The organism is Kocuria palustris, from assembly GCF_016907795.1.
GTDB classification, from domain to species: Bacteria; Actinomycetota; Actinomycetes; order Actinomycetales; family Micrococcaceae; genus Kocuria; species Kocuria palustris.
Genome location: NZ_JAFBCR010000001.1, coordinates 431,039 through 444,772 on the forward strand (window position 1 = coordinate 431,039; position 13,734 = coordinate 444,772).

General features: G+C 71.3%; 10 protein-coding genes. 5 read left to right on the forward strand and 5 right to left on the reverse strand.

What is annotated here, in order from left to right; genetic code table 11:
* Positions 1-110: 110 nt before the first annotated feature.
* From msrB to JOE55_RS01895, 3 genes are all read left to right on the forward strand, one after another.
* Positions 111-644, forward strand: a complete 534-nt coding sequence (gene msrB, locus JOE55_RS01885; protein WP_239546384.1) for a peptide-methionine (R)-S-oxide reductase MsrB — start codon at positions 111-113, stop codon at positions 642-644.
* Positions 645-789: 145 nt separating this feature from the next.
* Positions 790-1,386: a DUF3000 family protein gene (locus JOE55_RS01890; RefSeq protein WP_204781845.1), complete on the forward strand. Its 597-nt coding sequence runs from the start codon at positions 790-792 to the stop codon at positions 1,384-1,386.
* Between the two features lie 71 nt (positions 1,387-1,457).
* On the forward strand, positions 1,458-2,765 hold the full coding sequence (locus JOE55_RS01895; RefSeq protein ID WP_024290339.1) for an HRDC domain-containing protein: 1,308 nt from the start codon (positions 1,458-1,460) through the stop codon (positions 2,763-2,765).
* Between the two features lie 183 nt (positions 2,766-2,948).
* Here JOE55_RS01895 and JOE55_RS01900 read toward each other — a convergent pair whose 3' ends face one another.
* The 5 genes from JOE55_RS01900 to JOE55_RS01920 all read right to left on the reverse strand — a co-directional run bounded on the left by JOE55_RS01900 (position 2,949) and on the right by JOE55_RS01920 (position 12,180).
* Positions 2,949-3,293 carry a YtxH domain-containing protein gene (locus JOE55_RS01900; protein WP_024290338.1) on the reverse strand — a complete coding sequence of 115 codons (345 nt, stop codon included), beginning with the start codon at positions 3,291-3,293 and terminating at the stop codon, positions 2,949-2,951.
* A gap of 139 nt (positions 3,294-3,432) precedes the next feature.
* Positions 3,433-5,502 (reverse strand): 1-deoxy-D-xylulose-5-phosphate synthase, encoded by a 2,070-nt coding sequence (gene dxs, locus JOE55_RS01905; protein WP_204781846.1) that lies wholly within the window; start codon positions 5,500-5,502, stop codon positions 3,433-3,435.
* A 180-nt stretch (positions 5,503-5,682) separates the two neighbouring features.
* Entirely contained in the window at positions 5,683-8,364 is a 2,682-nt protein-coding gene (gene acnA / locus JOE55_RS01910; protein WP_204781847.1) for an aconitate hydratase AcnA, read from the reverse strand.
* Between the two features lie 184 nt (positions 8,365-8,548).
* Entirely contained in the window at positions 8,549-10,018 is a 1,470-nt protein-coding gene (locus JOE55_RS01915) for a class I SAM-dependent RNA methyltransferase (RefSeq protein ID WP_024290335.1), read from the reverse strand.
* A complete protein-coding gene (locus JOE55_RS01920) occupies positions 10,015-12,180 on the reverse strand; it encodes an APC family permease (protein WP_338125395.1) in 2,166 nt (721 codons plus the stop codon). Before JOE55_RS01920 ends, JOE55_RS01915 begins: the two co-directional genes overlap by 4 nt.
* A 58-nt stretch (positions 12,181-12,238) precedes the next feature.
* Here JOE55_RS01920 and JOE55_RS01925 point away from each other — a divergent pair, with 58 nt between their 5' ends.
* Both JOE55_RS01925 and JOE55_RS01930 read left to right on the forward strand, forming a co-directional pair.
* Entirely contained in the window at positions 12,239-12,967 is a 729-nt protein-coding gene (locus JOE55_RS01925; protein ID WP_006214894.1) for a potassium channel family protein, read from the forward strand.
* The gene (locus tag JOE55_RS01930; RefSeq protein ID WP_024290332.1) at positions 12,964-13,713 is read left to right on the forward strand and encodes a potassium channel family protein; all 750 of its coding nucleotides are present in this window, start codon (positions 12,964-12,966) and stop codon (positions 13,711-13,713) included. The genes JOE55_RS01925 and JOE55_RS01930 overlap by 4 nt, the downstream gene beginning before the upstream one ends.
* Positions 13,714-13,734 lie beyond the last annotated feature (21 nt).

The window sequence follows — 13,734 nt, forward strand, 5'->3', positions numbered from 1 at the left end:
CCTCGGCATCCGCCGGGAGCGACGGCCCCGCCATGTGCTCCGTGGCCCTCGGGCGGCGAGAATATCCGAGGCCCGTGCGCTGTTGTCCCCGTGAGGCCCCGGTCGCACTGATGCGCCCGAGCGGGCCGCCACGACATCGAGGCGAGGAGGACACCGTGTCCGAGCAGACCACCGATCCGCGCAGCACCGACCCGCAGACCGAGGAAGGCCAGAGCGCGCCCAGCGTGCAGCGCACCGAGGACGAGTGGCGCGCCGTGCTCAGCCCCCAGGAGTTCCACGTCCTGCGCGAGGCCGGCACCGAGCGGCCCTTCACCGGCGAGTACTGGGACACCGAGACCGAGGGCGTCTACTCCTGCCGGGCCTGCGGCGCGGAGCTGTTCCGCTCGGAGACCAAGTTCGGCTCGCACTGCGGATGGCCGTCGTTCTTCGCGCCGCTGGCCGAGGACCGCGTGCGCTACATCCGCGACTCGTCGCTGGGCATGGAGCGCGTGGAGGTGCGCTGCGCGGCCTGCGACTCCCATCTGGGCCATCTCTTCGCGGGCGAGGGCTACCCCACGCCCACGGATCTGCGCTACTGCATCAACTCGCTGTCCATGCGCCTGGAGCCGGCTCAGGGCACCGGGGAGGCGGGCGCGCAGTCGTGAGGTCCTCCTCCCGTCGAGCGGCCGTGGCGGCCGCGTCGCGCGGGTGGCAAGACCCCCGGCCGCATACAGGGGGCGCCCAGTCATAGGAGGGGCGGACGGCGTGGCAGGCCCGATCGCGAGGTGAGGCGGGCCTAGGCTGGGCCTCGTGACAGCTCAGAGCGATCTGGTCGGAAGGTTCCCACGGGCAGCGGCATCGCTGCGTCGTGCCCAGTGCCGACCGGAGATCGAGCTCGTCGAGATCTCGGCGCCCACGCCCCGTGCCTCCGATTCGGTGGCCTTCTCGGCCACCGTGCTCGAGCCCGTGTCGGCGCATCCCAGCTCCCAGGGCTCCGCTGAGGACGCCCGCGAGCTGGCCACCGGTCGCTTCCTGCTCATCCACGCCCCGGACCGCGGAGCCGAGTGGGGAGATGCCTTCCGCATAGTGACCTATGTGAAGGCGGAGGTCGAACGCGATCTGGGCCACGACGAGATGCTCGCCCAGGTCGCCTGGAGCTGGCTGCTCGAGGCCCTGGACCGCAGCGGTGCGCAGTACACCCGAGAGGGCGGCACGGCCTCCCGGGTGCTCTCCGAGGGCTTCGGCCAGCTGGCCGACACCGAGGAGTACATCGACGTCGAGCTGCGTGCCTCCTGGACGCCTCACGGCGAGGACCTCTCCGTGCACCTGGAGGCCTGGGCGGACATGGTCTGCACGTTCGCCGGCCTGCCTCCCGTGACCGAATCGGTCACCGTACTGCGGCGCTGACCCCCACGGCAGCCGCGAGCACACCGGACACCCCCGAACCATCCGAGCAGCAAGAGGATCTGACAGCCGCAGTGAGCAGCACGAGCCCCTCCCAGCATCCGAGCCCGACCGTCGTCGAGGGCTTCGAGGAATTCGAGATCCCCGACTCCGTCTTCCTGGATCAGCCCATGGACGGCATTCCCCCGCTGGTGGACACGACCCGGCGCCTCGAGCTGGCCGCCGAGCAGCTCAGCGAGGGCACCGGCCCCGTGGCCCTGGACACCGAGCGGGCCAGCGGCTTCCGCTACGGCCAGCGCGCCTTCCTGGTCCAGCTGCGCCGCGAGGGCACGGGCACCGTGCTCATCGACCCGGAGGCCACCGGATCGCTGGCGATCATCGACGAGGCGCTGCGCGGCACCGAATGGGTCCTGCACGCCGCCACGCAGGACCTGCCCTGCCTGCGCGAGCTGGACATGCACCCCGACGCCCTGTTCGACACCGAGCTCGGCGGACGCATCGCGGGGCTGAGCCGTGTGGGGCTGGCCGCAGAGACGGAGGAGCTGCTCGGCTTCACGATGGCCAAGGAGCACTCGGCGGTGGACTGGTCCACCCGCCCCCTGCCGGAGCCGTGGCTGACCTACGCCGCCCTGGACGTCGAGGTCCTGGTCCAGCTGCGCTACGCCATGGAGGAGCTGCTGCGCTCCCAGGGCAAGCTCGAATGGGCGCTCGAGGAGTTCGAGGCCGTGCGCACAGCACCGCCCGCCGCCCCGCGCAAGGATCCGTGGCGGCGCACCTCAGGGATCACCAAGATCCGCGGACGACGCCAGCTCACCGCCCTGCGCAACCTGTGGACCGAGCGCGAGGAGCTCGCCCGCCACAAGGACATCTCTCCAGGGAGGCTGCTGCCCGACTCCGCCCTGGTCGCGGTGGCCCAGGCCATGCCCCGCTCCGTGCCGCAGCTGCTGCGCACGCCGGGCTTCCACGGCCGCGCCGCCTCCAAGGAGGCACCGCGCTGGCTGCGTGCCCTCTCGGAGGCCCGCCAGGCCGAGGAGCTGGTCCCCCAGTCGGTCTCCTCCGACTCGCTGCCGCCCGTGAAGTCCTGGACCGTCAAGCGACCGGCCGCCGCCGAGCGCCTGCGCACGCTGAAGCCCGCGGTGGCCGAGCGCGCCGCCGAGCTGGGGATGCCCACCGAGAACCTCGTGGTCCCCGAGCACCTGCGCCGGTTCAGCTGGGATCCCCCGGCCTCGGCCGAGCTCGATCAGATCGCCGAGCGGCTCGCCGAGATCGGCGCCCGTCGGTGGCAGATCGACAACGTGGCCCCGACCCTCCAGAAGGCGCTGCGCCTGCCCCGCCCCGAGCAGCACGACGACGCCGGCAACGCCGACGCAGCCGCGAGCTGAGCCCGGCCCACGAGGAGTCGCAACGGCAGGCCATCATCGGCCGATGGTCTGCGGCAGCGACTCCTCGCTGAGGATCCGTCCCCGGGCGCTGGCCCGAGACGGACGAAGGAGCCGCCGAGATCGCATCTCGGCGGCTCCTTCTCATGTGCGCGGCGGCTTCCTCGGCGAGGACGCCTCACCGGCTCAGACGTGCTTGGTCTCCGGGGAGTTCGTGGAGGCGCTCAGGCTGCCGGTGGCGTCGCCCTGGGAGGAGCCCTTGGCCTTGTCGGCGGCGCTGGAGGCCGTCTGCTTGGCCTTGTCGGCGGCGTTGGAAGCGGTCTCCTTGGCCTTCTCGGCCACGACCGGCGCCTGCTCCTGCACGGTGGCCTTGGCCTTCTCGGCGCCCTCGGAGACCTTGCGGCGGACCTCCGGGTCGTTGGTCACGCCCAGGACCTGGGACTTGATCTGATCGAACGGCTCGCGACCGGCAGCCGAGCCGGCGACGAAGCCGATGGCCAGGCCCGCCACGAAGATGGCCTTCTTGAACATGTCTCTTGCCTCTCGTCGTGTCACGGGCCTCATCGCCCGCGTTCCACCGCTCAGCCTACTGAGGAGGCACGGGCCGGACAACGAAGCCCTCGGCGCGGCGGCCCCGCGATCTGCCGCCATTGCGCGCCGAGCGTCAGTCTCAAGCCCCGGTGCGGTCCTCGAAGCGCAGAGCGGACGCGTCCTCGCCGACCGGGCGGGCATAGGGCACCCGCGTCCCGAGCACCGAGTCCACGGTGTCGCGGGTGATCTGCTGGGCGGTCAGGCCCACCCGCTCGAGCACCTGCGACCGGGAGCCGTGAGTGAGGAACTCGGTGGGCAGCCCGACCTCGTTCAGCGCAGTGTCCACGCCGGCCCGGCGGACGGACTGGCGGATGAGGCTGCCGATGCCGCCGGAGCGCACGCCGTCCTCGACCACCACCACGAAGCGGTGCAGAGCGGCCAGCTCCGACAGCGAGGACGGCACGGGCAGGACCCAGCGCGGATCCACGACGGTGGCCGAGATCCCGTGATCGCCCAGACGCCGAGCCACTTCCAGGCACAGCGGTGCCATGGCGCCCACGGCGACCAGCAGGACGTCGGTGTCCTGATCGCTTCCCGCAGGGCGCTCCGCACGCTTCTCGTCAGCAGAGCCCTGGCCGGCTGCCATCTCCTCCTCGGCCTCCGGCTCCACCCCTCCGGTGGTGCGCAGGAGGATCTCCACGCCGTCGTCGAGCCGCTCCAGAGCGGGGATCGGCTCGGAGACGGAGCCCTTGGGGTAGCGCAGCACGGTGGGGGCGTCGCTGACGTCCAGGGCCTCGCGGAACTCCTCGCGCATGCTGGGCTCGTCGCGCGGTGCCGCCAGGTGCAGCCCGGGCACGATCTGCAGCAGCGCCAGGTCCCACATGCCGTGATGGCTGGGCCCGTCCGGACCGGTGACCCCGGCGCGGTCGAGCACCAGGGTGACGCCCGCCTTGTGCAGGGCCACGTCCATCAGCAGCTGATCGAACCCGCGATTGAGGAACGTGGCGTACAGCGCGACCACCGGGTGCAACCCTCCGTAGGCCATGCCGGCGGCCATGGTCAGGGCGTGCTGCTCGGCGATCCCGACGTCGAAGACCCGCTCCGGGTGCACGGCCTGCATGAGGTTCAGACCCACCGGGATGGTCATGGCGCCGGTGATGCCCACGATGTCGTCGCGCTCATCCGCGGCCTCGGCCATGGCCTCGGCGAACACCGAGGTCCAAGACCGGCCCGAGCTGGCGCTGGTCGGCTGGCCGGTCTCCGGGTCGATCGTGCCCACGGCGTGGAACATGTCGTCGACGTCGGCGATCGCCGGGGCGTAGCCGTGGCCCTTCTGGGTGATCGTGTGCACGAGCACCGGTCCGCCGAAGTCGCGGGCTCGTCGCAGAGCGTGCTCCAGGGCGTCCTGGTCGTGGCCGTCGATCGGGCCCACGTACTTCATGCCCAGATCGGCGAACAGGCCGTTGTGGACCACCACGTCCTTGAGCCCGGCCTTCATGCCGTGCAGCCCGCGGTAGGTCGCCTGGCCCACCGGCCCGGAGTTCTGCAGCGACTCCTTGACCTGGGTGAGCACGCGCTCGTAGCGCCGGTCCGTGCGCACGGTGTCCACCGACTGCTGGACCTCGGCCTTGAGCTCCTGCAGCTGACGCGCCAGCCCGCCGACCGTGGGGGCGTAGGAGCGCCCGTTGTCGTTGACGACGATCACCACGCGGCGATCGGGATCCGAGGCGATGTTGTTCGCGGCCTCCCAGGTCATGCCGCCGGTCATGGCGCCGTCGCCGACCACCACCACGGTGGTGCGATCGTTCTGGCCGGTGAGCGCGAAGGCACGGGAGATGCCGTCCGCCCAGGACAGCGACGACGAGGCGTGCGAGGACTCCACGACGTCGTGCTCGGACTCACCGCGGTCCGGGTAGCCGGCCAGACCGCCCTGCTGGCGCAGGGTCGAGAAGTCCTGGCGGCCGGTCAGCAGCTTGTGCACGTACGACTGGTGCCCGGTGTCGTAGACGATCGGGTCCCGGGGCGAGTCGAAGACGCGGTGCAGAGCCAGCGTGAGCTCGACGACGCCCAGGTTCGGGCCCAGATGGCCGCCTGTGGCCGAGACGTTGGTGACCAGGAACCTGCGGATCTCCTCCGCCAGCTCCCCCAGCTGCTCGGGCGCCAGGCCCTTGAGGTCCTCCGGGCCGCGGATGCCCTCCAAGATCGACATGGTTCTCCTTGCAGCGCAGCCTCGTCGACGAGGCCGCGCACAGCGAATCTTCGTATCAGCCGATGCTACCGCCGGCATCCGACGCACCAGGCCGGGACCTGCCGCGAGGACGTTCGCACGCACGAGCGCCCCGCCGGGCCGGAGCCTGACGGGGCGCTCCCGCGCGGAGGGATCCTCAGATCACTTGCTGGCCATCTGGCGCAGCACGTACTGCAGGATGCCGCCGTTGCGGTAGTAGTCCGCCTCACCGGGGGTGTCGATGCGCACGTCGGCGTCGAACTCGACGGTGGAGCCGTCCTCCTTGGCCGCGGTGACCTTCACGGTCTTGGGGGTGCGGCCGTCGTTGAGCTCGGTGACGCCCGAGATCGAGAAGGTCTCGGTGCCGTCCAGGCCCAGCGAGTCGGCCGACTCGCCCTGCGGGAACTGCAGCGGCAGCACGCCCATGCCGATCAGGTTGGAGCGGTGGATGCGCTCGTAGGACTCGGTGATGACCGCGCGGACGCCCAGCAGGCTGGTGCCCTTGGCCGCCCAGTCGCGGGAGGATCCCGAGCCGTACTCCTTGCCGCCCAGCACGACCAGCGGGACGCCGGCCTCCTGGTAGTTCATCGCGGCATCGTAGACGGCGGCCTGCGGGCCGCCCTCCTGGGTGAAGTCGCGGGTGAAGCCGCCCTCCACGCCGTCCAGGAGCTGGTTCTTGATGCGGATGTTGGCGAAGGTGCCGCGGATCATGACCTCGTGGTTGCCGCGGCGCGAGCCGTAGGAGTTGAAGTCCTTGCGCTCGACCCCGTTCTCGATGAGGTACTTGCCCGCGGGCGTGTCCGACTTGAAGGAGCCGGCCGGGGAGATGTGGTCGGTCGTGACCGAATCGCCCAGCTTGAGCAGCACGCGCGCGCCCTCGATGTCGGTGACCGGGGAGGTCTCCATGGTCATGCCCTCGAAGTACGGGGGCTTGCGCACGTAGGTGGACTCCGCGTCCCACTCGAAGGTCTTGCCGGTCGGGGTCTCCAGGGACTGCCAGCGCTCGTCGCCGTCGAAGATCGTGCCGTACGAGTCGGTGAACATCTCCGTCTCGATGGAGTCGTCGATGATCTGCTGGACCTCGGTCGGATCCGGCCAGATGTCCTTGAGGTAGACGTCGTTGCCCTCGGAGTCCTGGCCCAGCGGCTCGTTCTGGAAGTCGAAGTCCATGGTCCCGGCCAGGGCGTAGGCGACCACCAGCGGCGGGGAGGCCAGGTAGTTCATCTTGACGTCAGGGTTGATGCGGCCCTCGAAGTTGCGGTTGCCCGACAGCACCGAGGTCACGGCCAGGTCGTTGTCCTGGACCGCCTGCGCGATCTCGGACTCAAGCGGACCCGAGTTGCCGATGCAGGTGGTGCAGCCGTAGCCCACGATGTAGAAGCCCAGGGCCTCCAGCGACGGGATCAGGCCGGACTTCTCGTAGTAGTCGGTCACGACCTTGGAGCCCGGGGCGATCGAGGTCTTGACCCAGGGCTTGGAGGCCAGGCCCTTGTCGACGGCGTTGCGGGCCAGCACGGCCGCTGCCATCATCACCGACGGGTTCGAGGTGTTCGTGCAGGAGGTGATCGAGGCGATCGAGACCGCGCCGTTCTCGAGCTCGAACTCGCGGCCGTCCTCCATGGACACGCCGGCCGACTCAGGGGTCTTGTCCGAGACGTAGTTCTTCACGTCGCGCTCGAAGGTGCCCTTGGCCTTGTCCAGCTCGATGCGGTCCTGCGGGCGCTTGGGCCCGGAGATCGACGGCACGACGGTGGACAGGTCCAGCTCGAGGTACTCGGAGAAGCGGGTCTCCTCCTGCGGGTCGTGCCACAGGCCCTGCTCCTTGGCGTAGGCCTCGACCAGGTCGATCTGCTCCTGGGGGCGGCCGGTCAGGCGCAGGTAGTCCATGGTGACGTCGTCGATCGGGAAGATCGCGGCGGTCGAGCCGAACTCCGGGGACATGTTGCCGATGGTGGCGCGGTTGGCCAGCGGCACGGCCGCCACGCCCTCGCCGTAGAACTCGACGAACTTGCCGACGACGCCGTGCTTGCGCAGCATCTCGGTGATCGTGAGCACGACGTCCGTGGCGGTGGCGCCGGCGGGGATCTCGCCGGTGAGCTTGAAGCCCACCACGCGCGGGATCAGCATGGAGATCGGCTGGCCGAGCATGGCGGCCTCGGCCTCGATGCCGCCGACGCCCCAGCCCAGGACGCCGATGCCGTTCTCCATGGTGGTGTGGGAGTCGGTGCCCACGCAGGTGTCCGGGTAGGCGCGGTTCACGCCGTCGACCTCGCGGGTCATCACGACGCGGGCCAGGTACTCGATGTTGACCTGGTGCACGATGCCCATGCCCGGGGGCACGACCTTGAAGTCGTCGAACGCGGTCTGGCCCCAGCGCAGGAACTGGTAGCGCTCGCCGTTGCGCTGGTACTCGATGTCCATGTTGCGCTCGATCGCATCGGCGTTGCCGAAGGAGTCGATCTGCACCGAGTGGTCGATGACCAGCTCGGCGGGCGAGAGCGGGTTGACACGGGCGGCGTCGCCGCCGAGGTCCTCGATGGCCTCGCGCATGGTCGCCAGGTCCACGATGCAGGGGACGCCGGTGAAGTCCTGCATGATCACGCGGCCGGGCGTGAACTGGATCTCGGTGCTCGGCTGCGCCTCTGGGTCCCACTCGGCCAGGGCCTTGATGTGCTCCTGCGTGACGTTGGCACCGTCCTCGGTGCGCAGCAGGTTCTCCAGCAGGATCTTGAGGCTGTAGGGAAGGGCCTCGGCGCCCTTCAGCGCCTTGAGGCGGTAAATCTCGTACTGGGTGCCATTGACGTCAAGGACGTCCTTGGCCCCGAAGCTGTCCACGGTGCTCATCTGCCCGGAACTCCTCTCGCCGCGGTGGTGGATCGCCGAGCGCGGAACGCTGTCGGAGCCTCGGTCGAGGGCCGGACAGCTGCAGCGCGGGTTCGGCGGACTCCTGCCAATATATCCCCATCCGGACACGGATTTCTCGCCGAACCTCCCCTTCGGTGTCGATCTGTGGTAAGTAAGGCGACCCTCAGCTGCGCTCGAGGACGGTCACCGTCTCGAGGTGATGCGTGTTCGGATACAGGTCCAGGCCGCGCAGGCTGCTCACCTGCCAGCCGCGGTGGCGGAACCGAGCCAGATCGCGCGCGGCAGTGGCCGGATCGCAGGACACGCTCACGATCCGGCGGGGCTCGAGGGCTGCGATCGCATCCACCACGACCTTGCCCGCACCGGCGCGCGGCGGATCCAGCACGACGACGTCCGGTCGCCGCGAAGGCACCGACGACGCTGCGCCGCGCCAGCCCCGCGACGGACGGCCGCCGCGTCGCCTCCGCTGCGGGACCCGCACCAGCTCCGGCCAGCGGCGGGCCAGGACGTCCTCGACGGAGCCGGTGACCGCCTCGACCTGTGGGTCCTCGCCGAAGCGGCGGGCCGCATCCGTGGAGGTCAGCGGGGAGCCCTCGACGGCGAGCACCGAGCCGGTCTCCCCCACGGCCTCGGCCAGGGCAGCCGTCAGCAGCCCCGCGCCCGAGTAGAGATCGAGGGCGTCCTCGCCCGCGCTCAGCCCGGATTCCTGCTCGACGAGCCCCAGCAGATGCTGGGGCGCGCTGCGGTGGACCTGCCAGAATCCGCCGGCGGAGACCTCCCAGGTGCGCTGCCCGATCCGCTCGACGGTGCGTCCGGTCCCGCTGAGCACCAGGGGCTCGCGGCGCGGGGAGCCGGCGGAGGTGTCGGCGCTGAGCACGAGTCCGATCTCCCCCTCCCCGCCGGCCCGGGCGTGGGCGACCTGCAGAGCCGGCAGCGCGTGCTCGCGCAGACGCCGGACGAGGTCCTCGTCGAACGGGTGCGCGGCGGTGACGACCACCGTGGGGGCGTCTGCAGAGGGACCCGCCAGATCGAGCCGTGTCGCCCCGGACCAGTCGATCTCGCCGATCCGCAGAGCGCTCAGCGCGGGAGTCATCAGGGGGAAGTCCTGGACTGGCACGAGCTCGTCGCTGCGGTGGGGATGCATGGCGGCCCGGCCCTGCTCATCGACCGCGAAATGGGCGCGCGTGCGCCAGCCCAGTCCGTCGTCCGTCTCCCCCGGCAGGGCTTCGACCCTCGGGTCCAGCGCCTCGAGCTGCTCTGGCTCGAAGCCCCCGATCCCGCCGAGCAGCTCCCGCAGGACCTCGGTCTTCAGCCGTCGCTGCAGCTCGAGCTCCAGGTGCCCGAGCTCGGCCCCGCCGACGGGAGCGCGCCCGGAGGCCCAGCTCAGCATCGAATCTGCCGGCTCCCAGGGATGCCGCGCCCGGCGCCCCTGCACCGGGGAGAGCACCTCGACCACATCGCCGCGCCAGAACCGCGCCTCGTCCTGGGCCTCGCTCAGCCGCACGCGCACCCGCTCGCCGGGGGCCCCGTGGCGCACGAACACCACGCGTCCCTCCTGGGTGCGCGCCACGGTGTGCCCGCCGTGGGCCAGCGGTCCCAGCTCGAGCTCGAGGTGCTGAGGGCTGTCGGTCATGCGTCGTCTCCATCGGTCGGTGCGGTGCGGGAGCTGGCACCCGGGGTCTCGCGGTCGGCTGGGCGGCGGCGCCGTCGTCGTGGGGTGCGGGAGCGGGCGGCCAGGGCCTCACGGTCGGCCCGGCGCCGGCGTCGGCGGCGGGCGGCGCGCCGGGTGACTTGGGCGGGGGCCTCTGATGACTGCTCGTGCGGGGCGTCCTCGTCGGAGGAGACCTGCGCGCCCAGGGTGTTCAGGTGCCAGGGCACGGAGGCGATCATGACGCCCCGCTCGTGGCGCAGGCGGCTGCGCAGCGCTCCTGTGGCCTGGTTGTGCAGGAAGCGCTCCCAGGAGGTGGAGACCACGTACTCCGGCAGGTAGACCACCACCAGATCGCGCGGCGAGCGCCTGCGGACCCGGCGCAGATGGTCGATGACCGGCTGGGTCGAGCTGCGGTAGGGCGCATCCAGCACCCGCAGCGGCACGGGGATCTCCAGGCGCTGCCACTGCTCCAGGATCCGGGCGGTGCGCGCGGCGGAGACATCCACCACGAGCGCCTCGAGCGTGGAGGGCCGCGAGGCCCGGGCGTAGGCCAGGGCGCGCATGTCCGGCTTGCGCACCGACGGCACGATCAGCATGGCGTGCACCCGCGAGGGCAGCGCCAGCACGGGTGAGTCGGGAGCCAGCTGGAGGGCGTCGTCGACGGCGTCGTAGTGCCGTCGGATGCCGCTCATGAACAGCGACAGCGCCACGATGCACACCACGGTGATCCAGGCGCCCTGGGTGAACCGCGTGGTCATGACCACCACCAGCACGGCGGCCGAGATCACCGCGGCCAGCACGGCCAGCCCCAGCGAGGCCACGATCCGGCGCCGCCCGGAGACCGTGGGCTCGGCGCGCCGGTGGCGCCGCCAGTGCCGGACCATGCCGAACTGGGTGAGCGTGAAGGACACGAACACGCCCACCACGTAGAGCTGCACGAGGGCGTTGACGTTGGCGCCGAATACGGCGGTCAGCACCGCCGCCACCACCAGCAGCACCACGATGCCGTTCGTGAACGCGAAGCGATCGCCGCGAGCGGCGAACTGCCGCGGGAGGCTCGAATCCCGTGCCAGCCGCGAGGCCAGCGCCGGGAAGCCCGTGAAGGCGGTCGAGGCGGCCAGCACGAGCACGAGCACGGTTGCCAGGATCACGACGTAGTACAGCGGCGTGTCCAGGCCGAAGATCGCCCGGGCGAGCTGCCCGAGCACGGGGTTCTGATAGAAGTCCGCCTCCGGGGCGTGGCCGTCCATGCGCAGCTGGCGCTCGGGATCCAGCACGAGCTGGACCCCCGTGGCGCGTGCGAGGTACACGGTGCCCAGCAGCAGCACGACGGAGAGCACGCCCATGACGGTCAGGATGATCCGGGCGTTGGCGGCCCGCGGGCGGCGCAGGAACGGCACGGAGCCAGCCACCGACTCCACGCCGGTCACCGCCACAGCACCCGAGGAGAACGCCCGCAGCACCAGGATCGCCAGGGCCATGCCCGTCCAGCCGCCGTCGGGGACCTCCACCGGCAGGACCTCCCAGTCCGCGGAGGCCGCGCGGTCCAGGGTGCCGGTGGCCGACTGGTACAGGCCGGTGCCGATCATGGCGAGCAGCACGGCCACGAACAGGTACGTGGGCACGGCTGCGGCGCGGCCCATGAACCGCAGCCCGCGCAGGTTCAGGAGCCCGGCGATCAGGATCCCGGCCAGCGCGATCTCGAGCCGGAAACCGATCAGCCCCGGGAACGCGGCGGCCAGGTACTGCGCCGCGGCGGACATGGACACCGCGACCACGAGGGTGAAGTCGATCATCAGCGACGCGCCGACCACCACGCCGGCGCGATCGCCCAGGTTGGAGGTCGCGATCTCGTAGTCGCCCTGCCCGGACGGGTACGCGCGCAGGTTCTGCCGGTAGGCCAGCACGATGATCACGGTCACGACGACGACGGCCAGGCCGACCCACGGCGAGAGCAGCACGGCGGAGGCCCCGGCCAGGGCCAGCGTCAGCACGATCTCGTCCGGGGCGTAGGCCACCGAGGACAAGGAGTCCGCCGAGAACACCGGAAGCCCCGCGCGCTTGGACAGGGCCGTGTCCTCGTAGCGCTCGTTGTGGTAGGGCCTGCCCACCAGAGCGGTCCGCAGCGCGCGCAGTTTCGTCACGGGGACAGGCTAGTGGCTCGGCAGGCCCGGCCCGCCCGCGTGACCTACCCTTGGCCCCATGCCGCATTTCGTGATCATGGGCGCCGGACGCGTCGGTGCGATGACAGCCCGGGCCCTCGAGGACTCCGGGCACACCGTCGCCCTGATCGACCAGGACGAGCAGGCGTTCCGCAAGCTGCACGGCTCCTTCGGCGGCGAGTCCATCACCGGTCACGGCTTCGATCGCGACGTCCTGCGCCGGGCCGGGATCGAGCGCGCCTACGCCTTCGCGGCGGTGTCCTCGGAGGACAACTCGAACATCCTGGCCGCCCGCGTGGCCCGCGAGACCTTCGACGTGGCCCACGTGGTCGCCCGCATCTACGACCCCGCCCGCGCCGAGTTCTATCAGCGCCTGGGCGTGCCCACGGTGGCTGCCGTGCGCTGGACCGCCGATCAGGTGCTGCGCCGGCTGCTTCCCGAGCAGTCGATCTCCGGGGACTTCCAGGAGGCCTCGGGCCGCCTGCAGCTCGGCGAGCTGACCCTGCACGAGGGCTGGGCCGGGCTGCGGCTGTCGGCCATCGAGAAGGCCGCAGACGTCCGCGTCGCGTTCATCACCCGCTTCGGCGAGGGCGTTCTGCCCGGCGCCCGCACTACCTATCAGAAGGGCGATCTGGTCCACGCGATGATGCGAGTCGATGAGATCGACGACATCGTGCGCGTCCTGGCCGCGGAGCCCTCCCCCGAGATCCGCGATGCCGGCCAGGAGGGCCTGCTCGGACCCGTCGATTCAGCGGAGGCACGACGATGAAGGTCGCCGTCATCGGAGCAGGGGCCGTGGGCTCCTCGATCGCCCGCGAGCTGGCGCGCAGCGGTCACGAGGTCCTGATCATCGACGAGAAGCCGGAGGCCGTGGGCCGGGTCGATGCTCCCGGCGCCAGCTGGAGCGTGGGCGATGCCTGCGACCTGCGCGTGCTGGCCGATGCCGGGCTGGACGAGACCGAGGTCGTGGTGGCCGCCACCGGCGACGACCGCGTGAACCTGGTGGTCTCGCTGATGGCGCGCTCGGAGTTCGGCGTGCCCCGCACCGTCGGGCGCGTGAACAACCCCCGCAACGAGTGGCTCTTCGACGACTCCTGGGGCGTCGACGTGGCCGTGTCCACGCCGCGGCTGATGACCGCGCTCGTGGAGGAGGCCGTGGAGATCGGCGACGTGGTGAGCGTGCTGACCATGCAGCAGGCCTCGGCCTCGTTCAGCGCCTTCACGGTGCCTTCGGATCACCCCTCGATCGGCTCCCGCGTGGGCACCGTCCCGTGGCCGGCCCAGGCCGTGCCCGTGGCCATCCTGCGCGACGGCCAGCCGCTGGCCCCCAGCCGCGACGACGTCATCGAAGCCGACGACGAGCTGTTCTTCCTGGTCTCCGGGACCGGTGAGGACGAGCTGAGGCAGCTGCTGGGCTCGGCGACGCACTCCCGCGCTCAGCAGCTGCCCTGGGCCGCCGAGGACCCGTTCGAGGAGGAGATCCCCGGCGAGCCCTCGGGCCCCGCGCTCCAGTGACGCGGGCCGCGCCCGCCGTCC

Excerpts from the sequence above, each read along its gene's own strand:
- msrB (WP_239546384.1), top strand. The coding sequence starts at position 111 with ATGCGCCCGAGCGGGCCGCCACGACATCGAGGCGAGGAGGACACCGTG.
- JOE55_RS01925 (WP_006214894.1), top strand. The coding sequence starts at position 12,239 with ATGCCGCATTTCGTGATCATGGGCGCCGGACGCGTCGGTGCGATGACA.
- JOE55_RS01915 (WP_024290335.1), bottom strand. The coding sequence starts at position 10,018 with ATGACCGACAGCCCTCAGCACCTCGAGCTCGAGCTGGGACCGCTGGCC.
- dxs (WP_204781846.1), bottom strand. The coding sequence starts at position 5,502 with ATGTCGATCTTGGAGGGCATCCGCGGCCCGGAGGACCTCAAGGGCCTG.
- JOE55_RS01930 (WP_024290332.1), top strand. The coding sequence starts at position 12,964 with ATGAAGGTCGCCGTCATCGGAGCAGGGGCCGTGGGCTCCTCGATCGCC.
- JOE55_RS01900 (WP_024290338.1), bottom strand. The coding sequence starts at position 3,293 with ATGTTCAAGAAGGCCATCTTCGTGGCGGGCCTGGCCATCGGCTTCGTC.
- acnA (WP_204781847.1), bottom strand. The coding sequence starts at position 8,364 with ATGAGCACCGTGGACAGCTTCGGGGCCAAGGACGTCCTTGACGTCAAT.